This window comes from Streptomyces sp. KL116D, from assembly GCF_030766975.1.
Lineage (GTDB): Bacteria > Actinomycetota > Actinomycetes > Streptomycetales > Streptomycetaceae > Streptomyces > Streptomyces longispororuber_A.
In genome coordinates, this window is the sequence record NZ_JASERH010000125.1 from 1 (window position 1) to 22,241 (window position 22,241).

26 protein-coding genes and 5 pseudogenes are annotated in these 22,241 nt (G+C 67.7%); 17 read left to right on the top strand and 14 right to left on the bottom strand.

Annotated features, from left to right (window positions below; all coding sequences use genetic code 11):
* The first annotated feature begins 463 nt into the window (after nucleotides 1–463).
* The gene (locus tag RBJ77_RS45980; RefSeq protein WP_372350406.1) at nucleotides 464–1,282 is read left to right on the top strand and encodes an SDR family NAD(P)-dependent oxidoreductase; all 819 of its coding nucleotides are present in this window, start codon (nucleotides 464–466) and stop codon (nucleotides 1,280–1,282) included.
* A 197-nt stretch (nucleotides 1,283–1,479) separates the two neighbouring features.
* On the opposite strand, the gene RBJ77_RS45985 is transcribed toward RBJ77_RS45980, so the two are convergent.
* Complete coding sequence (locus RBJ77_RS45985; protein WP_372350407.1) at nucleotides 1,480–2,364, bottom strand: TetR family transcriptional regulator; 885 nt, start codon at nucleotides 2,362–2,364, stop codon at nucleotides 1,480–1,482.
* A 127-nt stretch (nucleotides 2,365–2,491) separates the two neighbouring features.
* Between RBJ77_RS45985 and RBJ77_RS45990 the strand changes: the two genes are divergently transcribed.
* The 4 genes from RBJ77_RS45990 to RBJ77_RS46005 all read left to right on the top strand — a co-directional run bounded on the left by RBJ77_RS45990 (nucleotide 2,492) and on the right by RBJ77_RS46005 (nucleotide 4,464).
* A complete protein-coding gene (locus RBJ77_RS45990) occupies nucleotides 2,492–2,788 on the top strand; it encodes a glycoside hydrolase family 3 N-terminal domain-containing protein (protein WP_372350408.1) in 297 nt (98 codons plus the stop codon).
* Nucleotides 2,789–3,357: 569 nt separating this feature from the next.
* Nucleotides 3,358–3,570 (top strand): hypothetical protein, encoded by a 213-nt coding sequence (locus RBJ77_RS45995; RefSeq protein WP_372350409.1) that lies wholly within the window; start codon nucleotides 3,358–3,360, stop codon nucleotides 3,568–3,570.
* A gap of 189 nt (nucleotides 3,571–3,759) precedes the next feature.
* Nucleotides 3,760–4,176, top strand: coding sequence for a glycoside hydrolase family 3 C-terminal domain-containing protein (locus tag RBJ77_RS46000; protein ID WP_372350410.1), 417 nt, complete (start codon nucleotides 3,760–3,762; stop codon nucleotides 4,174–4,176).
* Between the two features lie 30 nt (nucleotides 4,177–4,206).
* A complete protein-coding gene (locus RBJ77_RS46005; protein WP_372350411.1) occupies nucleotides 4,207–4,464 on the top strand; it encodes a fibronectin type III-like domain-contianing protein in 258 nt (85 codons plus the stop codon).
* Nucleotides 4,465–5,156: 692 nt separating this feature from the next.
* Here the strand turns inward: RBJ77_RS46005 and RBJ77_RS46010 are convergent.
* Nucleotides 5,157–5,306, bottom strand: a complete 150-nt coding sequence (locus RBJ77_RS46010; protein ID WP_372349813.1) for a hypothetical protein — start codon at nucleotides 5,304–5,306, stop codon at nucleotides 5,157–5,159.
* 726 nt (nucleotides 5,307–6,032) lie between these two features.
* Complete coding sequence (locus RBJ77_RS46015) at nucleotides 6,033–6,380, bottom strand: hypothetical protein (protein WP_372350412.1); 348 nt, start codon at nucleotides 6,378–6,380, stop codon at nucleotides 6,033–6,035.
* Here RBJ77_RS46015 and RBJ77_RS46020 point away from each other — a divergent pair.
* Together RBJ77_RS46020 and RBJ77_RS46025 are read left to right on the top strand one after the other, a co-directional pair.
* Nucleotides 6,373–6,606: a hypothetical protein gene (locus RBJ77_RS46020; protein WP_372350413.1), complete on the top strand. Its 234-nt coding sequence runs from the start codon at nucleotides 6,373–6,375 to the stop codon at nucleotides 6,604–6,606. The two genes, RBJ77_RS46015 and RBJ77_RS46020, sit on opposite strands and share 8 nt — an antisense overlap.
* Nucleotides 6,607–6,735: 129 nt before the next feature.
* Entirely contained in the window at nucleotides 6,736–7,299 is a 564-nt protein-coding gene (locus tag RBJ77_RS46025) for an MFS transporter (protein WP_372350425.1), read from the top strand.
* A 323-nt stretch (nucleotides 7,300–7,622) separates the two neighbouring features.
* On the opposite strand, the pseudogene RBJ77_RS46030 reads toward RBJ77_RS46025, so the two are convergent.
* The 11 genes and pseudogenes from RBJ77_RS46030 to RBJ77_RS46080 form a co-directional block, all read right to left on the bottom strand.
* A pseudogene (locus RBJ77_RS46030) lies at nucleotides 7,623–8,085 on the bottom strand (transketolase C-terminal domain-containing protein).
* 206 nt (nucleotides 8,086–8,291) lie between these two features.
* The gene (locus tag RBJ77_RS46035) at nucleotides 8,292–8,534 is read right to left on the bottom strand and encodes a hypothetical protein (RefSeq protein WP_372349809.1); all 243 of its coding nucleotides are present in this window, start codon (nucleotides 8,532–8,534) and stop codon (nucleotides 8,292–8,294) included.
* Between the two features lie 162 nt (nucleotides 8,535–8,696).
* Nucleotides 8,697–8,984: pseudogene (locus RBJ77_RS46040) on the bottom strand (thiamine pyrophosphate-dependent enzyme); the annotation flags it as partial.
* A complete protein-coding gene (locus tag RBJ77_RS46045) occupies nucleotides 8,890–9,090 on the bottom strand; it encodes a thiamine pyrophosphate-dependent enzyme (RefSeq protein ID WP_372350414.1) in 201 nt (66 codons plus the stop codon). The gene RBJ77_RS46045 and the pseudogene RBJ77_RS46040, both read right to left, overlap by 95 nt.
* Nucleotides 9,074–9,388: a thiamine pyrophosphate-dependent enzyme gene (locus RBJ77_RS46050; protein WP_372350415.1), complete on the bottom strand. Its 315-nt coding sequence runs from the start codon at nucleotides 9,386–9,388 to the stop codon at nucleotides 9,074–9,076. Before RBJ77_RS46050 ends, RBJ77_RS46045 begins: the two co-directional genes overlap by 17 nt.
* Before the next feature lie 143 nt (nucleotides 9,389–9,531).
* Nucleotides 9,532–9,918 (bottom strand): FAD-binding protein, encoded by a 387-nt coding sequence (locus tag RBJ77_RS46055; RefSeq protein ID WP_372350416.1) that lies wholly within the window; start codon nucleotides 9,916–9,918, stop codon nucleotides 9,532–9,534.
* Nucleotides 9,919–10,127: 209 nt separating this feature from the next.
* A pseudogene (locus tag RBJ77_RS46060) lies at nucleotides 10,128–10,640 on the bottom strand (FAD-binding protein); the annotation flags it as partial.
* A 363-nt stretch (nucleotides 10,641–11,003) separates the two neighbouring features.
* Nucleotides 11,004–11,237 (bottom strand): FAD-binding protein, encoded by a 234-nt coding sequence (locus RBJ77_RS46065; protein ID WP_372350417.1) that lies wholly within the window; start codon nucleotides 11,235–11,237, stop codon nucleotides 11,004–11,006.
* Between the two features lie 91 nt (nucleotides 11,238–11,328).
* Nucleotides 11,329–11,790 (bottom strand): annotated as a pseudogene (locus tag RBJ77_RS46070) (SRPBCC family protein); the annotation flags it as partial.
* Between the two features lie 60 nt (nucleotides 11,791–11,850).
* The gene (locus RBJ77_RS46075) at nucleotides 11,851–12,087 is read right to left on the bottom strand and encodes an SRPBCC family protein (protein WP_372350426.1); all 237 of its coding nucleotides are present in this window, start codon (nucleotides 12,085–12,087) and stop codon (nucleotides 11,851–11,853) included.
* Between the two features lie 105 nt (nucleotides 12,088–12,192).
* A pseudogene (locus RBJ77_RS46080) lies at nucleotides 12,193–12,510 on the bottom strand (Rieske 2Fe-2S domain-containing protein); the annotation flags it as partial.
* Between the two features lie 604 nt (nucleotides 12,511–13,114).
* Between RBJ77_RS46080 and RBJ77_RS46085 the strand changes: the two are divergent.
* The 10 genes from RBJ77_RS46085 (at nucleotide 13,115) to RBJ77_RS46130 (ending at nucleotide 19,599) form a co-directional block, all read left to right on the top strand.
* Nucleotides 13,115–13,819, top strand: coding sequence for an AMP-binding protein (locus RBJ77_RS46085; RefSeq protein WP_372350418.1), 705 nt, complete (start codon nucleotides 13,115–13,117; stop codon nucleotides 13,817–13,819).
* 25 nt (nucleotides 13,820–13,844) lie between these two features.
* Nucleotides 13,845–14,108, top strand: coding sequence for an AMP-binding protein (locus RBJ77_RS46090; protein WP_372350427.1), 264 nt, complete (start codon nucleotides 13,845–13,847; stop codon nucleotides 14,106–14,108).
* A gap of 1,596 nt (nucleotides 14,109–15,704) precedes the next feature.
* Entirely contained in the window at nucleotides 15,705–15,929 is a 225-nt protein-coding gene (locus RBJ77_RS46095) for an AMP-binding protein (protein WP_372350419.1), read from the top strand.
* A gap of 563 nt (nucleotides 15,930–16,492) precedes the next feature.
* Nucleotides 16,493–16,702 carry an acyl-CoA dehydrogenase family protein gene (locus tag RBJ77_RS46100; protein WP_372350420.1) on the top strand — a complete coding sequence of 70 codons (210 nt, stop codon included), beginning with the start codon at nucleotides 16,493–16,495 and terminating at the stop codon, nucleotides 16,700–16,702.
* A 136-nt stretch (nucleotides 16,703–16,838) separates the two neighbouring features.
* The gene (locus RBJ77_RS46105) at nucleotides 16,839–17,144 is read left to right on the top strand and encodes an acyl-CoA dehydrogenase family protein (RefSeq protein ID WP_372350421.1); all 306 of its coding nucleotides are present in this window, start codon (nucleotides 16,839–16,841) and stop codon (nucleotides 17,142–17,144) included.
* Nucleotides 17,145–17,250: 106 nt separating this feature from the next.
* Nucleotides 17,251–17,439 carry an acyl-CoA dehydrogenase family protein gene (locus RBJ77_RS46110; RefSeq protein ID WP_372349799.1) on the top strand — a complete coding sequence of 63 codons (189 nt, stop codon included), beginning with the start codon at nucleotides 17,251–17,253 and terminating at the stop codon, nucleotides 17,437–17,439.
* 424 nt (nucleotides 17,440–17,863) lie between these two features.
* Nucleotides 17,864–17,995: a hypothetical protein gene (locus RBJ77_RS46115; protein WP_372349798.1), complete on the top strand. Its 132-nt coding sequence runs from the start codon at nucleotides 17,864–17,866 to the stop codon at nucleotides 17,993–17,995.
* 24 nt (nucleotides 17,996–18,019) lie between these two features.
* On the top strand, nucleotides 18,020–18,181 hold the full coding sequence (locus RBJ77_RS46120; protein WP_372350422.1) for a zinc ribbon domain-containing protein: 162 nt from the start codon (nucleotides 18,020–18,022) through the stop codon (nucleotides 18,179–18,181).
* Entirely contained in the window at nucleotides 18,178–18,333 is a 156-nt protein-coding gene (locus RBJ77_RS46125; RefSeq protein WP_372350423.1) for a hypothetical protein, read from the top strand. The genes RBJ77_RS46120 and RBJ77_RS46125 overlap by 4 nt, the downstream gene beginning before the upstream one ends.
* 1,002 nt (nucleotides 18,334–19,335) lie before the next feature.
* Nucleotides 19,336–19,599 carry a hypothetical protein gene (locus RBJ77_RS46130; RefSeq protein WP_372350424.1) on the top strand — a complete coding sequence of 88 codons (264 nt, stop codon included), beginning with the start codon at nucleotides 19,336–19,338 and terminating at the stop codon, nucleotides 19,597–19,599.
* The last annotated feature ends 2,642 nt before the right edge of the window (nucleotides 19,600–22,241 follow it).

Sequence of the window (22,241 nt, forward strand, 5' to 3'; positions counted from 1 at the left end):
CTCGCCTTCGACGTGCTCGCTGACCAGCTCGTGCGGCGCCTGGCCGGGAGGCGTGTGTGCCGGGACTGCGGACTGACTCAGATCGACGCTCCTGTCGGCGGCGGATGCCGGGAGTGCGACGGCGCCCTCCAGCAGCGAGTCGACGACCGAGAGGGAGACGATATCTCGACCGCCTGGGCGTCTACGTCGAGCAGACGGAACCGCTGCTGGTCTGGTACGAGGTCCGTTCTCTGCTGAGCCGGGTGGACGCCGTCGGAGCCGTCGCGGACGTGACGGGCCGGACGCTCGCCGCACTCCGGGCCGCCGCGACGGAATGACCTGGACACCAACCGCTTTCGCGCCGGTGCCTTTCTCGGATTCATCTCGCCCTGGATGCACGCACCGGAACCGAGCGGACGCTGATGTCGTCGCCATGACACGACGCCTCTGGACTCCGAATCGCCGAGTGGTCCAGACATGATCCATGCAGCAAACGGGCAGAAAGGGAACTCCAGTGAAGATTGAGCAAGGCCAGGTCGCGGTCATTACTGGCGGCGCGAGCGGTATCGGTTGCGCCATCGCTGAGGCGCTGGGCCCGCGCGGAGTGAAGCCTGTACTGGCCGATATCCGGGACGAGGAACTGAAGGCGGCCGGCAAAACCCTGAGATCCACCGGGAGCGATGTTCTGACGGTGCGCACCGACGTCACCGACGCCGATGCGGTCCAGGCCTTGGCCGACAAGACCGTCGAGCACTTCGGCCGTGTCGACCTGGTCTTCAACAACGCAGGCGTCGTGGTGCCGAACGTGCCCATGTGGAGCAGGAGCCAACCCCACTGGAAGTGGCTGATCGACATTAAGCTCATGGGCGTGGGTGCACGGCGTACGCGCCTTCGCTCCGCTGCTTGTCAAGCAGGAGTCGGGACACATCGTCAATACCGCCTCGTTCGGAGGCCTGATGCCCCTGCCCGGCATGACTCCTACAACGCCACCATGCATGCGGTGGTGGGTGTCTACCGAGACGCTCGATGCAGAACTGAAGGCCGTCTCTCCCTGCGCTCGGCGCCACGGTGCTGTGTCCCGGCCTGGTCGCCACGCCGCTGCACAGCAACTCCGAACAGCTGCGCTCGGCGAGCCTCCTCCACGGGGTGGCCTCCGCCGCACCGCACAAGAAGCGAGCCGCACAGGGCGTTCCACCCCAGGAGATCGCCGAAGGAACGATCGAGGCGATCGGAGGCCGGACGGGTCCACGCGATCCCTCGGCGGTGGCGGAGCGAGATGTCCGCAGGCGAGCGGAGTCCGTGATTAGCGATCAGATGGCCGTCAGCGGTCCCTGACCCGCTGTCCGCGCGGTGACCGGTTCACCTGAGACAGCGCTCCCTGGCAGCGAGCGCATCTGCGCTCGCCGCCAGGGGCGCTGCTGTGCTTGTCCAGGCGCCACCCCGCCCGTTGACCGCGGTCGACGATCAAGGCGAAGTTCCACCGGCTTCTGGCGGTCACCGTCAGGTGTGTTCAGTAGCAGTGTCCAGACATAGTCGAGTTGATCCACCATGTCGATCTCGGAGTCGTACATCCACTGGGTCTGTAGGCCGTCGAGCAGTGCAAAGAGCATGACTGCAGAGCCGGTCGGGGGTCCAAGGCGGAAGGGAGGGAGCCGTCGGCCTGGTGCTGCCGGATCGAGGCTGTCGCCGCAGAACGGAACTTGGCGTAGCGGTCACGGAAGTAGTGTGGGCCACGTGCTTCGGGCTCGGCCGCTTCGGAGGAGAAGCGTGAGTAGAGCTGGACGAGCCCCGGAACTTCGGCATTGTGGCGTGCCAGCGTGGTGAACGCGCGTGGCAGGTCGGCCAGTGTGGGTCGGCCTGAGTCGTGCTCCACGCCGAGCACTTGCTCGTCGACCTCGCCGCGGCGGCGCAGGATCTCGACGAAGAGCTGTTCCTTGCGCCGAAGTAGTGCAGCAACCCGGTCTGGCTGAGTCCTACCGCTTGGGCGATCTCGCGCACGGTCGTGCGGCTGTATCCCACCCGGGCCACGAGGTCGAGAGCGGTGCTGAGGATCTCTTCACGCTTGGCGATGCCCTTCGCGCACGAACCACGTTGTGCCATGGACAGGACTCTACGGCACCGGAAGTTTCCTGGTGAGACCCCTTGCAGGCAAAAACCGAACGGCATACTGTGTGTGGTCGGTGAGATGGCCTTCCTGCAGCGAGGGTCGTCTTTCGCTGTCCCTTCCTGACGAGGGGCTCCCGACACCGAGGGTGGGGGGTGGGCCGCATCGAGGCAGTGCGGCCCACGGCCCGGCCCGCGCACCACCGGCCCACGCACGTCTTCGCACGCCGCGAGCCGCTTCCGTTCCGTCGTTTCCGGCACCGCCGTACCGGCAGAGCGCATCGCTCTACCCTGAGGAGATTTCCGTGACCACGCACGACCCCGCTTCCCTGTCCGTGTCGGAGCAGGCCGCCCTGGGCAGCGGCGCCGACTTCTGGAGTACGAGGGCAGGTCGGTAACGTTCTCCCTGGTGCTCGCCGACGGCCCTCATGGCGTGCGCCGCCAGGTCGGCGCCAGCGATCACCTCGGCATCGCTGGCAGCGAGCCCGCCACCCGCTTCCCGCCTGCTGTCGGTCTCGGTCAGAGCTGGGACGCGGAACTGACCGAACAGGTGGGCGCGGCGCTGGGCGCGGAGAGCCGTGCCCTCGGCGTCGACGTGCTGCTCGGGCCCCGGTATCAACATCAAGCGGACCCGCGGTGCGGCCGCAATTTCGAGTACTTTCCGAGGACCCGCACCTGTCCGGCCGGCTCGCCGCGTCTTGGGTGAACGGAGTGCAGGGCACGGGTGTGGGCACGTCGCTGAAGCACTTCGCTGCCAACAACACCGAGCACGACCGGATGCGCTCCAGCTCCGACATCGCCCCCGCGCCCACTGCGCGAGATTTATCTGCGTGCCTTCCAACACGTGGTGCAGAAGGCGCGGCCGTGGACGGTGATGTGCTCGTACAACCGGGGTCAACGGCATCCACGCCTCAGAGAACCACTGGCTGCTCACGAAGGTGCTGCGGGACGAGTGGGGCTTCGACGGGGCCGCGGTGAGCGACTGGGGGCGCGGTCGTCGATCGCGTCAGGGCAGTGGTGGCGGGCCTCGACCTGGAGATGCCCGGTGGCGGCCAGTGACACCGACCAGCAGTGGTCGTCGACGCGGTCGAGGCGGGCGAGCTGGACGCGGACATCGTCGCGCAGGCGGCCGCCCGCACCATCGCGCTCGCCCGCCGCGAAGGCTGAGGCGGGACAGGGCCGCGCCGCCCACCGCGTTCGACGCCGAGACGCACCACTCTGTGGCTCGACAGGTCGCGGCGCACCGCGTCGTACTGCTGAAGAACGACCTGGTCGGTGAGCGGCCGGTACTGCCGCTCGACGAGGGACGCCCTCGCCGTCATCGGCGAGTTCGCGCAGACCCCGCGCTACCAGGGCGGCGGTAGCTCGCACGTGAATCCCACCCGCGTCGACATCCCCCTCGAGGAGATCCGCGCCCTCGCAGGCGACGGCGTCACGTACGCGCCCGGTTTCACCACGGACGGCAGCGGGGGACGCCGCCGCCCCTGAGGGGCGAGGCTGCCCGCACCGCCGCCGCGGCCGAGACAGCGGTCGTCTTCTTGGGCCTCGCCGCCCACCAGAGTCCGAGGCTTGACCGCGAGAACATCGAAATCCCGTGGAACAGCTGGAGACGCTGGCTGAGGTAGTCCGTGCCCAGCCGCGCACCGCCGTGGTCCTTCGCACGGCGGCGCCCTGCGCTTGGCGCCGGTCGCCGACCTCGCTCTGGCTGTCTTCGACGGCGCACTCCTCGGCCAGGCCGGCGGCGGTGCGATCGCCGACGTGCTGTTCGGCCTTGTCAGCCCGTCCGCGCGGCTGACCGAGACCGTGCCCATGCGGATCCAGGACACTCCCGCCTACCTGGACTTCCCTGGCGAGCACAGCCATGTCGCTTACGGCGAGGGCCTGTTCGTGGGCTACCGCTGGTACGACGCCCGCGAGATCCCTGTCACCTTCCCCTTCGGCCACGGGCTGTCCCTACACCTCGTTCGCCTACGCCGACCTCCAACTCGCCGCAGACGACCAGGGCATTACCGCGCGTGTCACCGTCACTCAACACCGGCGAACGTTCCGGACGCGAAATCGTCCAGTTCTACGTCGCCAAGCCGGACTCGGTGACTCGACCGGTCCAGGAGCCAGGCCCACGCGGTGGTCGACCTCGCGCCTGGGGAGAGTGAGCGAGTGCGTGTGCTGATCGAGCGCGAGGACCTGGCGTACTGGGACATCCGCGGTGAGCGCTGGGTCGTTGAAGGCGGCGACTACGAGGTGCGCGCCGCCGCCTCCAGCCGCGACATCCGTTCGGCGGCCACCGTGGAGGTGACCGGCGACGAGTTCGTCCCTGCCGCTCACACCGAGTTCGACGTTGGGCGAGGTCGCTGGCCGTGCCTGGCGCCGCCGAGGTACTGAGCACGCTGATGCCGATGCCGGAGGGCGTCGCCGACAGCGACGTCCTCGGCGGCATCGACATTGCCAGAGATGATGGCCTCCATTCCGGTCCGCCGACTGCTCAGCTTCACCGGCGGCGCGTTCACTCGATGACCTCGATAAGGTCCTCGCTCGGCTCAACGCAGGCCGCCCCTGACGGTCACGGTCGGCCTGCGCCGCCTCAGGCCGGGCCTCTTCCTGACACCCCACATGCACTCCTGGGCCCCGTTCACGCGCCGCCGGCTTCCGCCAGACCTCTTTGCTCCCTCGATCCCACACATCCAGAATCTCAGGAGTCCCACTATGCGAGCACGTCGCGCCGCTCTCCTCGGCGCCATCACCGTGGCCTCGTCCCTGGCCCTGGTCACACCCACACTTGCCGTCGCCCTCGTCACAACCCGGGCGGCCGAGCAGAGTTGCACCTGCCGTCCGGCGAGTCCACGGTCAGCATCAGCAGCGGCGGAGTGCGGCGCACGGCGATCGTCTACCGACCCGCCGATGCTCGACGGCAGTGCACTGCCTGTCCATCTGACTCTGCACGGCAGTTCGAGCCGCGCCTCGAACAGGTACTGGTCAGCGGCATCGAGAAGTCCGCCGACCGGCACAGCTTCCTGGCGGTCGCTCCCCAGGGATCATGCCGATGGACCGCGGATACCAGTGGAATGTCCCCGGCGTCACCGGTGCTCGGAGGCCCCGACGACGAGCGGTTCTCGACCGACCTGCTCGACGATCTCGCCGCCCGTGGCTGTGCGGAACGACACCAGGTACTCGCCACTGGCTATTCCGGCGGTGGCCGCATGGTCTCCCAGTACGCCTGCGACCATCCCGACCGGGTCAGTGCCGTCGCACCCGTATCGGGACTCCGCGCCGGGACCCCGGCCACCGACGACAGCGGCGCCACCGTCCCGGCCTCAGGGACCTGCACTCCGAAGCAGCCCGTCCCCGTTCTCACCTTCCACGGAACGGCCGACCCGGTGAACCCCCTACGACGGCGGCGGCTCGCCGTACTGGGGCTATGGCACCCCCACCGCCCTCGCTCAGTGGGCCGAGAACGACCACTCGCCGCAAGAGGCCGACCACGACCCGTGTCTCCGAGCACGTCGACAGGGATCTCGTACCCAGGCCTGTCGTGGCGGCTCCGAGGTTGCACTCTTCCGAGTCAGGGGCGACGGCCACACCTGGCCCGGAACGGACGTGGACTTCCGGTGCGCTCGGGCCGGTCACCCACGAGATCAACGCGACAGAACTGGCCTGGCAGTTCTTCCTGAACCACCGCAGCAACCGCGCCGACCTGCCTGCAGCGCAGGGGGCGATTGACCAGCTGAGGCTGCTGTTCCCTTCCCTTCCTCCGGCACGACAACGAGGTCGTCGCGACACATGCACCCCCTGGTCCCGAGCCGATCGCCCCCGCCGAAGTCCCCCGCAGGCAAGACTCGTGTGCCGGGCGAACGCCGCCTCTCACCGGTCTGATGGCCAACAGCGTCGCTCTACGCTGTCTACGGCGCTGTTCCCGCGATCCTCCTCGCGAATCTCGTCGCCGACGTGGACCCTCACAACAAGTCCACCTCTCTCGGCGTCATCAGCGCGGTCGGCGCGTTCGGCGCCATGCTCGCCAACCCCATCGCCGGCGCATCTCGGACCGCACCTATGGCCGCTTCGGCCGACGCGCGCCCTGGATGGCCGGTGGTGCCCTGCTTGGCGGGCTCTCCCTCATAGCGGTCGGCCTCGGCAACAACTTGCTGTGGATCGGCGTCGCCTGGACTTTCGCTGCAGGTCGCCTCAACGGCCTGCAAGCACCTCTGACCGCCGTCATCCCCGACCGCACCCCTGAACACCGGCGCGGTGTCTTCTCCTCCGCCGCCGGCCTGGCGCAGATGCTCCGGTGGGATCGTGGGCACGGCAGTCGCGGCTGCCTTTGCCCACGCGCTCGGCCTCGGCTTCGCCTTCTTCGGTGTCCTCGTCGTCGTCGGCACGGCGGTCTTCCTGCTCCTCAACAAGGAGCCCGCCGCCTCCGCCCCGGAAGGCGAACCGTTCCGCTGGGAAGACCTTCCCTCGCCGGATTCTGGGTCAGTCCCCGCCAACACCCCGACTTCGCCTGGGCGTTCCTCGGTCGCTTCCTGCTGATTCTCGGCTACTACGTCGTCTACTCGTACCAGCTGTACATCCTCGACGACTACCTGGGCCTGACCCGCGATCGCGCCAACGAGCTGTGGTGCCGCTGCTGAGTGTGGCGATGCTGCCCGAATGATCGTGATGATCGTCGTGTCCGGCCCGTGGTCCGACCGCGTCGGACGCCGCAAGCCCTTTGTCATCGCCTCCAGCCTGGGCATGTGCGTCGCCCCCGCCATGCCGTTCGTCTTCCACAGTGAAGCGTCGATGTTCGCGTATTCGATCGTCAGCGGCTGTGCGTTCGGGATGTACATGGCCGTCGACACCGCCTCTGATGACGCAGGTACTGCCCAGGCCCGACGATGCGGCCAAGGACATGGGGTCCTCAACGTCGCCAACGCACTGCCGCAGGCCCTGGCTCCCGCAGTCGCCGCGGCGGTCATCGCGGTCCTCGGCGGCTACAGTGCGCTGTTCGTCGTCGGCGTCGTCCTAGTGGCCTTCGGTGCGCTGAGCATCCTGCCCCATCCGAACGGTGCGCTGAGCACCCGACGCGGGAGCCCGCCGGACAACCGGGGGCTCCCTCGCCGCGAGATGACTACGGAGAGCTCTGCCCTTCCTCTCCGTAGTCCGTTGCACTCGGTGCTGCACGGACACCGTGTGCTGGCGGGCTTCCCCTGTAAGAGCAGGAAGCGAGCTAGCTGGGCGTGATTTTTCGCCAGAACCTCGCCCACCTTGTGAGGAGGTGTCCTCCTCGCCAATCAAGTGGATGGTTCCCTGCGGCTGGGGACTCGATCTCGTGCTCCACCTTGTCTGTGGACATCGAGTAGATGGGCTGTCGGACTCAACGGTGTCGCCATCCGCGACGAGCCACTCCGCCAACTCGCCCTCCTGCATGGTGAGTCCGAGCTTGGGGAGTTTTGACCAGGACGACCACTCCGCTCATGACACCGACTTCCTGATCGCACTCTCCACGTCGGAGATCTTGTACAGGTACTCCTCCTCCAGTGCCCTGGAGAACGGCACGGGGCTGTTCACCGAGGTGACCCGAACCACAGGGGAGTGCAGCTGGCCAAGCAGTTCCTCGCCGATCCGCGCGGGAGACTCTGGGCGCCCACGCCGAACTGGCCGACCGCCTCGTGGACGATGACGGCACGTCCGGTGGACGCCACCGATGCCAGGACGGTCTCCTCGTCCAACGGAGATGGTGCGGAGGTCGATGACTTCCACGCTGATCCCGTCGTCGGCCAGCTTCTCGGCCAGCTCCAGGACCTGGCCCACTGGTCGGCCATAGGTGATCACGGAGACGTCGCTGCCCTGTCTGGCCACATGGGCCTTGCCCGGGGGAATGCGCAGCCCCGGCTCCGGGGCGCCCTTCGTCCAGTAGAGCTGCGTGTGCTCGACGCACACGCAGGGGTCGTCGTCCTCGATGCAGGACAGCAGCAGCCCCTTGGCCTCGGCAGGGAGGAGGGCACCACGACCTTGGAGCCCCGGCACGTGGGCGAGCTTTCAGGCCTCCAACATGTCCGAATGCTGGCCGCCGGTGCCGCCGCCTGCCCCCGATGGCCGTGCGGATGGTCAGCGGAACTCCTGTGAGTCCGCCGGACATGAAGCGGAGCTTGGCCGCGTGGTTCACCAGCTGGTCGAGGCCGAGCGTGATGAAGTTCATCAGCATGATCTCGGCGACCGGACGCATGCCGGCGCTACCGCGGCACCGACGGCGGTGCCGACGATCGCTTGCTCCGAGATCGGAGTCGAACGGACCCGCTCGGTGCCGTACTGGTGGCGAGACCCGAGGTGACCTTGAAGGTCCCTCCGCCCTCCCGGTCGGCGACGTCCTCGCCGAGAAGGAAGACGGAGCTGTCGGTCGCCATGGCTTCGTCGAGGGCCATCGTGCAGCCCTGCTGGAACGAGATCTTCTTGCTGCGTTGGCTGCGGTCGGTCACGCGGGCACCTCTTCGCGGTAGACATCCAGGCGGAGCTCCTCCGGACCGGGGTAGGGGCTCTCCGTGGCGAACTCCACGGCACCCTCCACCTGTGCCGCGATGTCGCCCTCCATGGCGAGCAACTGCTCCTCGGTGGCCAGACCGCGTTCCCTTCAGCAGCGCGCGGAGCGCGGGCACCGGGTCGGCCTCCAGAGCCTTGTCGTACTCCCCGCGGTCCATGTAGGCGCCCGGGTCACCGAAGTAGTGACCCATGAAGCGGTACGTGACCGCTTCGACAAGCGTCGGACCACCCCCGGACCTGGCCCGCTCCACGGCGGCTGTGAACGCGTCGAGTGACTCCTGTGGATCATTGCCGTTAACCGTCACGCCGGGCATCCTGTAACCGGCGGCCCGGTCCGCGATGTGCTCGGCGGTCGTGCCATGGGCGTATGCGGTGGACTCGGCGTACAGGTTGTTCTTGGCAGACGAAGACGATGGGCAGCTTCCACAGCGAGGCGAGGTTGAGCGACTCGTGGAAGGCGCCGATGTTGCTGGCTCCGTCACCGAAGCAGACCACTGTGACGCGGCCGTCCCTTGCGGAGGTCCGACGAGGTGGCAAGGCCCACGCCGATCGGCAGTCCGCTGCCGACGATGCCGGTAGTGACCATTACACCGGTTTCGGGGTGCGTGACGTGCATGGGGCCGCCCTGCCCTTGCAGGCTCCCGTGGCCTTGCCGAAGATCTCCGCGAACAGCAGCTCGAGGGGGCATGCCCTTGGCGATCTGGTCATGCATGCCGCGGTACGTGGTGACCAGGTAGTCCTCGTCGCGGACACCTGCGTGTGACAGGGACGCAGCGAGGATCTCCTGCTCCACGCGGCGAGTAGTAGGCCGCAGCGAGTTCACCGGAGGTGAGCATGCCACGAAGCCGTTCGTCAGCGCGGTGGATCAGGGCGGCAGTGCGGTAGATCTCGACGAGCGGTGAGCCGTTCGGTACTGCGGGCGAAGCGTCTGTCGACTCAGGCAACGGAGGTACTCCTTGCGGTGGTGTCGATCATGTGGTGGGTGGCCACCCAACCGAAGATGAAGGAGGCGGCGACGCTGGCCCCGGCACCTGTGTAGGTGTGGCCCGTGATAGCGGCCGTACAGTTGCCGGTCGCGTACAGGCCGGGGATCGGCGCGCCGTCCTCCCGGAGCACCCGGGCATGCTCGTCCGTGATCAGTCCTCCGGAGGTGCCGACGTCGCCCGGGTAGATCTCGACGCCGTAGAAGGGAGGCTTGGTGAGCGGTGCCACACAGGGGTTCGGCCTGACCGTGGGGTCGCCGTAGTAGCGGTCGTAGGCCCGGTCCCCCTTGTGGAACTCGGGGTCCTTGCCGTGTGCCGCCGCAGCGTTGTACTGCTCCACGGTGGCGCGCAGCCCCCTCGGGGTCGATGCCGCACTGGGCCGCCGAGGCCCTCCACGGTGTTGTCCTTCTTCATGTAGCTCGAGGTGATCCACTTGCGCGGCGTAATGCCGCCGGGCGTCATTCCCCACAGATGGCGCTGCCGGTTGTTCGAATCCATGATGAACCAGCTGGGGACCGCTCCGACCTTCTGGTGGCGCGCGTACATCGCCTGTCCCACCTCCATGTAGGAGGCGGCCTCGTTGACGTACCGGGTACCCGAGGCGTCGACCATCATGGAGTACGGCTTCGAGCGCTCGTAGACGGAGAACAGCGGCGACCGTCTGGAAGGGATCGACGAGGGCGCCCACCAGGCCTCGTCCATGAGGTCCACCGCTCCGCCGTGCCGCACTGGCGACCTCGATGATTTCGCCGGTGTCGCCCTCGTTCGCGGAGGTCCATGCGGTGGGAGGCGGGTTTCGGGCCCCACTGTTCGCGCATGGTCGCGTTGTGTGCGAAGCCACCCGAGTTCAGCAGCACTCCGTTGCGCGCCCGGACCTCTGATGCGGCGGCCGTCCCGCTCGGCCAGCACGCCGACCACACGGCCGTCCTCGACGACGAGGTCGACCGCGGGTGTTCGTCCAGATGGGAACTTCGGCCCGTAGTGCGGCCAGCAGCATCCAGCCCTGCAGGGCCGCCCCGGAACCGCGCAGGTCGCGCCCCGTGACCTTCGCGGAGATCGCACGCGCGACCACCTTGGCGGCCGTGATCACCGATTTCAGGGTGCGGGGCGCCAGGGACATCGGCGCGACTTCACTGGTGTAGAGCGGAATGGGCGGGATGTCGATGCGGGCCCGGAACTTGGCGCGCCAAGGCCCGAGTTGATGGACATCGAACAGCTCGGCCTCGAGCGAGCGGGCTGCGCGCCTTGCCGCCGGGCGGCTCGTCGTAGTAGTCCGAGTAGCCCTCGCAGTGGCGGAGAGGGACGCCGTGCTCCAGCAGGAATTCCGTCATCGGTTCGACGGCGTTCAAGAAGGCCTCGACGCGTGCCTGGGAGGTCGCGGGCCCGGCGTCGCCGACCGATGCGGCGAAGTAGCGCCGGGCGTCGTCAAGGCTGTCGCGGACACCCGCGCCGGGACACCGGGTTGTTCGGCAGCCAGATGATGCCGCCGGACATGGCGGTGGACCCGCCGACCACATCGGTCTTCTCCAGCACAAGAGGCTGCAGCCCGCCCCGTCTCGCCGTCAGCGCGGCGCACAGTGACCCGCCACCACTGCCCACCACGACGAGATCGGAGACCGCGTCCCAGCCTGCCTCGGTATCGGTCGCAAGTTCCGTCATCGACGCACCTCCGCCTTCGTCCGTCCACCTGCCGCTCGGCCTTGACTCTCGTGCCCCGCGCCGGAGGAATGTCGTTGTAGTAGTACTCGTGCAGCACTCTGTACAGATTGCTGATCGCCACCTCTTGCTTCGGGCTGGGCCGGGAGCCAGGAAAGCCCTGGGACTTCATGCCCTGCTGGACGGCGGCGAGGTTCTCGAAGTCCTGCTCAAGGATCCGTCCCCAACTGTCGCTGTCGCGCCAGTCGTTGTAGAACTCCCTCTTGAGCTCCGGGCTCCGCGCCCGGTGCGTAGCGCATGAGCGACCAGACGTCGAAGACGCAGCTGTCAGGGTCGGCGCCGTTCGGGCGGGCTCGATACCACAGGGCCCCGTCCGGGTACGGCAGAACGATGAGGTTGGGGAAGATGTGCCAGTCTGGCCGGCGCGGATGAGGTTCTCCGCGGAAAGCTTGGGCCAGCCAGCGCCTTCCTTCTCCGCCTCCTCGGCGGCGAAAGCCATGAGCGCCCCCATCACCCGCGCACCGTCGGCGCCGTCCGCCTCGTCGAGGTCCGTCATGAGGGCGGTGTGCGGCGGTGACGTCGCGAGGCGTCCAGATCGCCTTGAGCCGCTTCTCCATCAACTCCAGGAAGGTGACCACACCCGGCCGCAGGTCCTTCGGGAACGGCTGCCCCAGCCGCCGGGAGGGCGCTCCCAGGGGCCGGTTGTCCTCCGCCCCCGTGAAAGGTGGAGTGCTTGCCGCGAGGCTGCTGCTGCGGGTCTGGTCGTCGGTGTTCCGCAGCAGCTGGGGTGGGTGGTCTGGACGTGGTAGCCCTCATTGAAGGCTTCGAGCGCGGTCTTCCAGTTGCAGGGCAGTACGACGGTCTTGTACCACGCGGGAAGCGAAACTTCTCGAACTCGAACGGGTCGAACACCTCGGGCACGGGTGCGAGGTAGTCGCGCAGGGGCTCGGCGTCGGGTTCATGGTGATGAAGACGAACCCGCCCCAGGTGTCGACCCGGGGCTCCTTGAGCCGCAGAGCGCGTCGTTGCTGATCCGGTCGCCCCAGTCCTGCGGGTCCACCACCTCGCGGACGCTGCCGTCCAGGTTCCAACGCCAGCCGTGGTAGCGGCAGAAGAAGTGCTGGGCGGTGCCGCAGCCCTCGGTCAGCCTATGCGGCGGTGCTGACAGGCGTTGTAGTAGGCCTTGATCCTCGCCCGTGGCCAGGCGGATCACGATGATGGATTCGTCCGCGACATCGAAGGTTACGAAGTTCCCGGCTTTGGGGATCTCCTCCTCGCGGCAGGCGACCTGCTATACGTCCGGCCAGAGACGCTCCTTCTCCAGTGCGACATAGCGGGGATCGATGTAGTCGTCCTTCGGTACAGGGTCTTCTTTGCACAGGGCAGTCCGGTGGATGCGTGGGTAGTCCGGGCTGTGGTTCCTCTTGCTGCTCCCGGAAGGCAGGGAGGTCGACTGCAGTCATCGTGACGTCCCTTCCGCGGGCTCAGGCCCTCAGGGCTTCGCTCTCCTGAGGGAGGTCGATCTTGTATGCAGGCGAGCGGGAGATCCCGCGCCCTGCATATCCCTGGTGTCCGCGCCGGCGTCCGTCGCACAGCCTCGGGCATCAAGGCCACAAGCAGGGTTGCGTGAGAAACTCAATGAGTTATATCTATATCCGAATCTAGCTCTTTGCAATAGGCTGCCACGGCGGATTAACGAGTTCGGATGCCGCGCCTCTGTTGCTCTGGGCGCGCTTTGTGCGCACGACCTCGTGGGCACCCGAACCCGCATCTACAGGAGGCGACATTGCCGCATCGTCTGTCCGATGAAACCTACTTTCCGAAGCGCACTGGCCGGCTGACACTGGGCCGGAGCTGTGGAGAACAGTGGGGGATTGCTGTTGCGCAACGCCGAGGCTCACCCGACCGGCCAGCGATCCAAGTTCTCAGACGGGGCAGATCTGGACCGCCTGACCAAGCGGACTCAGGCGGAGCGGGCAACACGGGCGGCGCACCGGATGCTGGAGCGTGTCGCCCCCGGTGAGAAGGTGGCAGTGTGGGGCGCCAACTCTGTGCCTTGGGTGGTGGTTCTCAATACGCCCGCGCATTGGCAGGCGTGGTGCTCGTACTTCGCCGAACACCTCACTCGCAGACGCGGAGTGCGGCCTGACCAGACGGCAGGGGCTGGTGCGCGGTTGCTGCTTGCCCTCGGATGGACCATCGCGGGCGGCCGCTGCTGGAGAGTGGCGCAGAAGCTGGCCTCGAGCCTTCCTGCAGCTCTCCGCCCGACCTTTTCGGCTTTCGGCTCCCTGGAGCAGGGGCGGCGCGGTACCGCACGAGCCTGCCCGAGGTCTCCGCAGATGATCCTGCTGGTCCAGTACACCTCCGGCACCACGGCCGTCCTGCGGGCTGCCGTGCTCACACCTGCGTGCGTCAACACTGCGCGTTTCGGCCTCGACCGGCAGCGCACCGGCGCGGAATATGAGGTCATCATGTGCTCACTGCTGCCGCTGCATCACGTCGGTGCCTCGGTGTGCGGGGTCCTGGTCATGAATGCGCGGGCACGCTGGTCACCGCGCCCCGCTTTGATGCCGACACTCTGCTGAGAGTGATGGAGCGGGACCGACGACCATCCCGCTGGTCCCCACCATGGTGACCGACCTGCTGCGCCATCCGGATCTCGGCAGTTTCGACCTGAGCGCACTGCGAGTGGCGATGGGCGGCGGAGCGACCGTCTCGCGCATGGTGGCGAGGACTTCTGAGCGGGCGCTCGGCGTCCAACTGATCATCGGCTATGGCCAGTCCGAGAGCCCTGCTGCCTGCAAGCCACCGACACTATCGATGACAAGCCGGGAGGACAGGCGCAGCGGCTCGGACGCCCCTCTCACCGCGTGAGATGTAACGGCCGCTGCGGGCACTGGGCCTCTGCTCGCGGCGCTGGGAGCCGCGCGAAACTGCTGATCCGTCGAACATGGCCGGCCACGCCACGACATGCCTCAGGAGACCGCGTCCGTCATCGACGGAGGACGGCCTGGTTGAGCACGGGGACATGCAGCATGGACGAGCGCGGGATGATCACTTTTCACGGGCGGACACGTGAAGTGATCGCCTGTGGCGGCGAGAACGCAGAACCCGCGGAGAGGTCGAGGAAGTCCTGGAGCGGCATCCGGACGTCGTGACCGCTGGGTGGTGGTCGGACTGGCGGATCCGCGGGCCTCGGAGAGTCCAGGCCGCCAGCGTCCAGCTGCGCGCCGGTGCGCGGAAGCGGACTGCTGCGACTTGCAGGAGTACGCGCGGCGCGCAGCCTCGCATCGTTCAAGGTTCCCCCGGAGTTGGCAGTTCGTCGTCGAGTTCCCCATGACCGGGTCCGGAAAGGTCCGGGCGTGGCGAGGTGCGTTCGGGGTTTGTCGCGACGGACCACGCCTGACGCGGACGACGATATCGCGTCGAGCCGCGCCCGGGTCGGCGTGCCATGGGCAGGGGAGGGCAGGAGGGCCGACACCGGGGCCGGTGAAGACGCGTGGAGCTACGTCCCTGAGCAGCTCAGGGTCCGCTACGACAAGGAACTCGTTTCCATCCTGAACGCCGTACGCGTGGCGGCACGGCGGTACGGGGACACGGAGGCCGTGGTCGATGGTGCTCTGCGCCTGACCTTCGCCGAGCTCGAGGACGCGATGGTGTCCGTCGTCCGGGCGATGTCGGCGCTTCGGCGTGACGTGAGGGCAGACCGTGTCGCAGTCTGGGCTCCTGAACAGTGCGCGCTGGATACTGGCCGCCCTCGGAGTGCACGGAGCCGGTGCCGCCTCTGGTGCCCGTGAACACACGGCTCACTGCGGCAGCGGTCACGTACTCGAACGCAGCGCGAAGGCGCCTCGTCACCGTCACCGACTTCCCGCACGACTACCCGGGAATGCTCCGCGAGGCACAGCTTGTGCCCGAACTACTTGAGTCGGGGCGGGTGGTCACCGCTCTGGCCCGGCCGGGCCGGGCCGGCTGTCCTGGAGTTCATCGCGTCCGGCGAGGACGCGGACGCCGCGGAGGCTCAGCGTTCCATTGACGCGGTGTCCGCGGACGATCTATCGGACATCATGTTCACCTCAGGGACGACCGGGCGACCAAAGGCGTAATGCTGACGCATGGTCAATCACTGCGTGCACATGGCTGGTTCAGCAAAGTGCTGGACTTCCGCCACGGCGACCGCCACTCGTCATCCCGCCGTTCTTCCACACCTTCGGCTATAAGGGAGGATGGATGGCCTGCATCGTGCATGGGGTCACCGCTCTCCCCGAGGCGGTCTCTCGCCGGACGAGGTCCTGGACACGATCGAGCGAGAGCGCATCAGCGTAATTACGGGGCCGCCGACTCTCTTCCGGGACCTGCTCGACCTCGCCCGCGAGCGACGGGACGCGATCTCTCCTCTCTCCGTGTGGCCCTGGCGGCATCCGCGGCCGTCGACCCCGCGCTGATGCGCCGGATCCGGACGAGCTGCGGGTGGAGATCACCACCAGCTCGTACGGCCTGACCGAAGCCACGTCGCTGACCACCACGACATATCCGACCGTGGACCTGTTCGAGACGCTGTGCTCGACGGTCGGTCGTGCGGCGCTTGACGTCGAGCCCAAAATCGTCGACGAGAAGGGCGGGAAGTCCTGCCCGGCACGCCGGGGCGAACTGCTGTGTCGGGGCTTCAACGTGATGCGGGGCTACTGGCAGTGACTCTGCCGCGACCGCCGCGGCGATCACCGCTGACGGCTGGCTGCACACCGGGATATCGCGACGAAGGACGAGCGGGGCTTCGTCCGTATCACCGACCGGAAGAAGGATGTCGTCCCCGTCGGCGGGTTCAACGTCTATCCCGCGGGAGGTCGAACGCATCCTGGTGAACACTCCGGCCGTGGCGGCCGTCGCTGTGGTGGAGTGGTCGACGCGCGGCTCGGTGAGGTGCCTGCCGCCTTCATTGTGCTCAGGCCCGCCGCGTCGCTGTCCCCTGAGGCCTTGCTGGCGTGGGGCGCGAGGCCGCATCGCCAACTTCAAGACGCCCAGGCACGCGGCGGTCGTGGCGGATCTCCCGCGCAACGCGAGCATGAAGGTTCTGAAGTCCCGACTGCGGGCGCGGGCGGCCGAGTTGTTCGCGCCGAAGGCGTAGCGCCGCCGGGCAGTCCGTGTTCGACCCCTGCTGGCGGTTCCCGAAGCCACCTGGCAGCAGATCTGCGCCCTCCCGACCCTAGCAGCTGATATAGTAAAAGTAGTTAGATGATTGATCGGCTGGAGGGGGGTTGTTGTGGACTTCGGGCTTACTGACGAGCAGGAGATGCTGCGGGCGACAGCGCGCGACTTCGTACGGGACGTCCCGCCCGGCGGAGAAGGCTAAGGAGTGGGACGAACAGGGCATCGTGCCGGCCGGCCTCTTCGAGGGGATGGCCGACATGGGCTGGTTCTCGCCGCCGTTCTCGGAGTGTGGAGGGTGGGGACGGTGGCGGGCCGCTTGAACTCATCGTCATCGCCGAGGAACTGCCGCGGCGAGCTTCGATGTCGCCATGTGCTACATCGGAGTCCTGATCCCCGGGCATCACGGTCTTCCGGTGGGGCAGCGAAGAGCAGAGGGCGCTCATCCGTGAGCGCGTGATGACGGGGCGGCACCGGCTCGCCGTCGGCCTGAGTGAGCCCGACAGCGGATCGGACGCCGCCGCGCTGCGCACGAGTGCCGAGGACAAGGGCGACCACTATGTGGTGCGCGGCCAGAAGGCCTGGTGCACGGGTGGCGGCCTCCCGGGGACCACGATCGCCACCTATGCGCGCACCGGCCCGCGCGAGCCCAAGCACGGCGGCATCAGCCTGTTGCTGCCGACCCCGCCAGTGACGGGTGGCGGTCAAGCGGACGCCGACGCTGGCGCGCCACATCCTCGGTACGAACGAGGTGTTCTTCAATGATGTCGTCGTACCGAAGAAGAACCTCGTCGGGCCGCAGGATGAGGGCTGAAGGTCATGCTCTCCAATATCGAACTGGAGAAGGTGATCACTACCGGCGGCTACCTCGGTGCAGCGCAGGCCACCCTGGACGAGATGCTCGAGTACAGCGCGTACCCGCGAGGCCTTCGGGCGTCCGATCGGCAATTTCCAGTCGCTCGCGCACGCGATGGCGGATCTGCAGACCGAGATTGATTCCGCGCGACTGCTGGCCCATCGAGCCGCCCGCTCTGGCTCAGGGGAAGCCCTGCACTCGTGAGGCTCGATGGCGAAGCTCAAGGGGTCGGAGACCTATGCCGCGGCGGCGCGCCTGGGTATGCAGGTCTGTGCCGGTCACGGCTTCTCCACGGAGAGCGTGATGAGCTTTCCGGTATCGCGAGTCCATCGTGGCCACTCATCTCCGGTGGTACCAGCCAGATCCAGCGCAACGGCATCGCTCGCAGCATGGGGCTGCGCACCTACTGACAGCCCGCCGGATTCCCCCGGTGCGGGTTCCGTCTGGGGGTGAGCTGTGTAAATAGTTGACTTATTATCCTCTTAGTCGCACGATTTGAAGGTGCTGAGCCGTCGGCGACACGGACGGCCGCAACGGGGATCGACTCTTCGTACCCTCGCCCTCCGGCCGGACTCCCGTCCCGCTCGCCGCCTCTGAGGGTGGACTACGTCGCCGATGGCCTGCGCGTGTGACGGATCGGGTGTTCGGCATCCTCGGTGGCCGGGTCATGGCGCAGGAGGGCTGGGGCAACGGCTCCGTCGCGAGCTTCGAGTCCGCCCCTGTGGACGGCACCGTTTTCCTGTCCACTCCGAACCTCTAAGGAGCCTTGTGACGACACTCGCCGGTGGCCGAGGGCCTGTTCACCGAGTCCGCCGAGCGGCCGCAGCTGATCGGCTCCGCCTGCGGTGCCTGCGGGCTGGTCGACTTCCCGGCCGCCACGCACTGTCTGCGCTGCGGGCCACCGACCAACAGGCCAAGCAACTCGGCGACCGCGGGACGCTCTTGACCTTCACCACGCAGAACTTCCGCCCGCCGTCCCCTCCCTACGACGGCTCCGACACGGCGGACACCTTCCGCCCCTACGCACTGGGCTACATCGAGCTCCTGGGCGAACTCTCGTCGAGGCGCGCCTCACCGAGTCCGACCCGACGAAGCTGAAGATTGGGCAGCCGATGCGCATGACGCTGGTGCCCTACACCACCGACGCCCAAGGTGCCGAAGTCTTCACCTTTGCCTTCACTCCCGACACCGACGCACAGGAGGCGTGATGGAAGCCGCCATCATCGGGGTGGGCCTCCACCCCCTTCGGGCGATTCCCCGGCAAGGCCGCCATGGACATGGGCGCGGACGCGGTGCGCCTCGCCCTCACGGACGCGGGTATCACTTGGCCGCAGGTACAGGCGGGTTTCATCGGCAGCCACGAGGTCTCCAACCCCTGACGCCATCGTGTGGGCCGTCTCGGCACAGGGATCGGCTCCGCGGCGTCTTCAACGGTGCGCGCGACCGCCGGCACGGCCGTCTCCATGGCGCCGCTCGCGCCATCGAGACCGGTGAGCACGACGTCACCATCGCGATCGGCATGGACAAGCACCTGCGGGGCGTTTCCTTTCAGCCGCGGGACCCCTCGGTGGCTGGATCCCTCTAGCTGTACGGCCGTGACCTGACTCCTTTCCCTCACCACCCACTACTTTCGGGATGAAGATCAACCGGTACATGCATCGACCACGACATCTCCGAACGCACACTGGCCGAGGTGGCGTTTCGAAGAACCCTGCAACGCGCAGTCCGACAAACGAGCAAGGCCCTGGCGCCGCACCTCTGCCCAGCGTGGACGAGATTCCTCGCGTCGCCCGTCCTCGACCACGCTGCTGTGCAGCATGTACTGCGGGCCCGACGAGGGCGCCGCGGCCGTCATCTGCCGCGCCGACCAGGCTCACCGCTACACCTCGACTCCGATCCGGTACGAGCCACCTTCCTTGCAGAGCCGCAAGTCTGGTGCCTTCGAGGTCCAGGAGCCCTCGCTGCCGCTAGCAGGAGCGTGCGGACAGCCCTACCGTGGGCGCCAGCCGGGAGGCGCCTCGAGCGTGCCGGCACCGGGGCCCGACGACGTCGACATCGCGCAGCTCCCAGGACACCGACGCCGGCTCCGAGATCATTCACATGGCCGAGACCGGCCTGTGCAAGGACGGCGACCAGGGAGCGCATGATCGCCGAGGGCGCCACCAGATCGGAGGCAGCCTGCCGGTGAACACCGATGGTGGTCTCCTAGGCAACGGCGAACCAACTCGGAGCCTCCGGACTGCGGTGGCAGATCCACGAGACTGTGCTGCAACTGCGACGGCAGGGGCCCGGCAGGTTCCGAACAGCCCTCGCGTCGGCCCTGGCTACACACCTCTTACGGTGCGCCGGGTGTGCCCGCCGTGACCATCCTGTCCACCTGATCCACGGAGTCCAGACCCATGCACGACGATGTAGCCCATGGGCTGGGCGCCTTCGAGGAAGAAGTCCGGGCGCTTTCTCGACGCCCGGGCCTCGAAGCGTCCGTCCTCCAGCGAATTCGCCTGGGGGCAGGGTGACGACCGTGGCCCTACTTCAATGCCGCACCGCCGGAGGTGAACGCCACGCCGCCGTCGAAGAGGCGCGGCAGTGGCAACGCACCCGCACGAGGCCGGTCTCGGCTGGATCACCGGTCCCGCCGCATACGGCGGCCGTGAGCTGAGCCGCGTTCACGACATGCTCTACGACGCCGTCGAGGCCGAGATGACGTCCCCGACACGGGCACTCTCAGCGTCATCGGGCTGAGCATGATTGGGCCGACGATCTCCTCGCGCACGCCCAGTCTGCCCTGAAGGGACCGCTGGCTGCCAGCCATGTACCAGGGCGAGGTCATCGCGTGCCAGCTCTTCAGCCGAACCAGACGCTGGGTCCGACCCAGCCGGCATCACCACCCGCGCCGTGCGCGACGTGCGACAGTTGGGTCCTGGACGGCCAGAAAGTCTGGACTTCCGTCGCCCAGCACAGCCAGATTGGCTGCGCTGGCCTTTCGCACCAACCCGGGACGCGCCCAAGCACCGGGGTATCACGGCTTTCCTCGTACCCATGGGACACCCCCGGCGTGGAAGTCCGTCCGCTGCGACAGATGACCGGCGGCGCGGGACTTCAACGAAGTCTTCCTCACCGGTGTCCGCGCCCGACGACCATCGCCTCGGCGGAGGTCGTGACGAGGGATGTGACCGCGGCGTTGACCACTCTGATGAACGAGCGAGCCACCGTCGGGGAGCGATAGGCGCCGGTCCGGTCGCCTCCGCGCTGTCGGAACGCTGGTCCGCGCCTCATGCGCGCCACCTTCGACCTTCGGACGATCGCGCACTGCGCGGCAGACTCGCCGAACTTCTCGCCGATTTCAAGGCCACCGAGTATCTCAACGCTCGCGCACTGCGGGCCTCTGCGCTTCGGCGCGCCGTACCGGGACCCGGAGATGTCCGTGTCCAAGCTGATGTACGGCCAGAACCTTACCCGGGCCGTCCCACTTTCGTGTCGGACGTGCTCGGCCCTCGCCTCATCGCGGACAACGGCACAATGGGGCACGCACGCCTGGACGGATCTGGCGCTCGCCACCCCCGGCCCTGCGCATCCTGGGCGGCACCGAGGAGCTCGCGAAGAGCATCCTCGCTGAGCGGGTGCTAGGAATGCCCAGGGAACCGGGCATCGACAACACCTCCCCATTCCAGAGCTGCGTCAGCTCCGGCACACCTCCCAGGGGTCTGACGAGCGGTGACCAGGGCGAAGGTCTCGCTGAACTCCGTTCCGAGGTCAGGGGCTTCCTAGGAGGCCAGGTCGCCCGAGGAGGCGGTGCGCAAGCTCGCGGAGAGCGAGAGGCGCCATGACCCGGCCGTGGGATCAGGCGACGCGGCAGTTCCGCCTGCCGCTCTGGCCCCGTCCGAGCGCTACGAGAGACGGATTCGTCCTGCCGAACTGGCGTCGCTGGAGGAGGCCGGTTCCTGCTGTGTGCCTGGCTGTTCGCGACCGTGGTCCTGGCTGCCCGCGCCGCAGGTCTTCTGGGCGACGAGCACGCCTGCCAGGAGCACCTCCACGGACATCGCCACCGGCTCACCACGGCGACGCTGGCCGTCGCCGAGGACAGCGGGTCGTGGGACCCCCGAGCTCGCATCCACCCGGGCGGAGCCCCGGGAACGGGGTCTGTCACCACCGACCAAGTGCTTGTGATAGACGGAGCGGCTGGCCGACGTGGATCTTCGTGGTGGCCCGCACCGGTGACGGACCCTCGATGTTCGCCGTGAGCGGACGTCGCCCGGCCTGAGGACCAAGGTTCTGAAACACTGATGTCACTCGCGCCATGGCACGCGGGTGCTGGATGATGTGCGGAGGCTGGTCGGTGCCGTTGGTGGCGCCGGGCGTGTGGGTTTCCCCGTGTTCGGACCTGGCCGCGGCCGGGCTTGTGGTTTGAGCAGGCGGGCGGGGCCCGTGCGCATGGAGACGGGCCGCGCCCAGGGCTGCACTTGCTCGGTCGGCCGATCGGTTCCTTCCCAGGCGGCCGCGTCCGCCTCGCGGACATGCTGGTGCAGGTGGCGCCTGCCGAGGCCGCCGCGCGCGAGCCGCGCTCCTGGCCGCCGAGATCGCCTGAGTTGTCGCTGTGGCGGTGGCGCACGCCTGCGCTCGCGCTCTTCATGTTCGTCGCGGCGAGAGCATCCAGATCCATTTGAGGTATTTGGCTCTAATCTGGGAGCACCTGGCGTATCTGTACTTCCGTCGTGCCAAGTCCTCCCCAGCTTCTGTTCGGCGGGCTGGCCGTCCAGCACGAACGCCTTCCTGGATCGGCCTTCGGCGTTTGACCGACATCGTCCCTTACCGGACGGCAACGGGCCCTGCTGACGCTTGGGGCCCGTTGCTGCTGTGAGTCTTTTCCGCCTACTCAGTCGCGCAGTCTCTGGGCAGCGCCGCTAGATCTCCTGGTCAATCTCGTACGTTGAAGTGGCGCACGAAAAACGCGAGCGTTTCTACGATAAATGCGAAACGGCACCAAACGAACTGAACGTAGCATGCAT

Bases quoted from the DNA above. Each gene is read 5' to 3' on its own strand.
- RBJ77_RS45980 (WP_372350406.1), top strand. From the start codon at position 464: ATGCAGCAAACGGGCAGAAAGGGAACTCCAGTGAAGATTGAGCAAGGC.
- RBJ77_RS45985 (WP_372350407.1), bottom strand. From the start codon at position 2,364: ATGCGCTCTGCCGGTACGGCGGTGCCGGAAACGACGGAACGGAAGCGG.
- RBJ77_RS46010 (WP_372349813.1), bottom strand. From the start codon at position 5,306: ATGGTCGCAGGCGTACTGGGAGACCATGCGGCCACCGCCGGAATAGCC.
- RBJ77_RS46025 (WP_372350425.1), top strand. From the start codon at position 6,736: ATGATCGTCGTGTCCGGCCCGTGGTCCGACCGCGTCGGACGCCGCAAG.
- RBJ77_RS46065 (WP_372350417.1), bottom strand. From the start codon at position 11,237: ATGACGGAACTTGCGACCGATACCGAGGCAGGCTGGGACGCGGTCTCC.
- RBJ77_RS46105 (WP_372350421.1), top strand. From the start codon at position 16,839: ATGACGGGGCGGCACCGGCTCGCCGTCGGCCTGAGTGAGCCCGACAGC.
- RBJ77_RS46130 (WP_372350424.1), top strand. From the start codon at position 19,336: ATGGCCGAGACCGGCCTGTGCAAGGACGGCGACCAGGGAGCGCATGAT.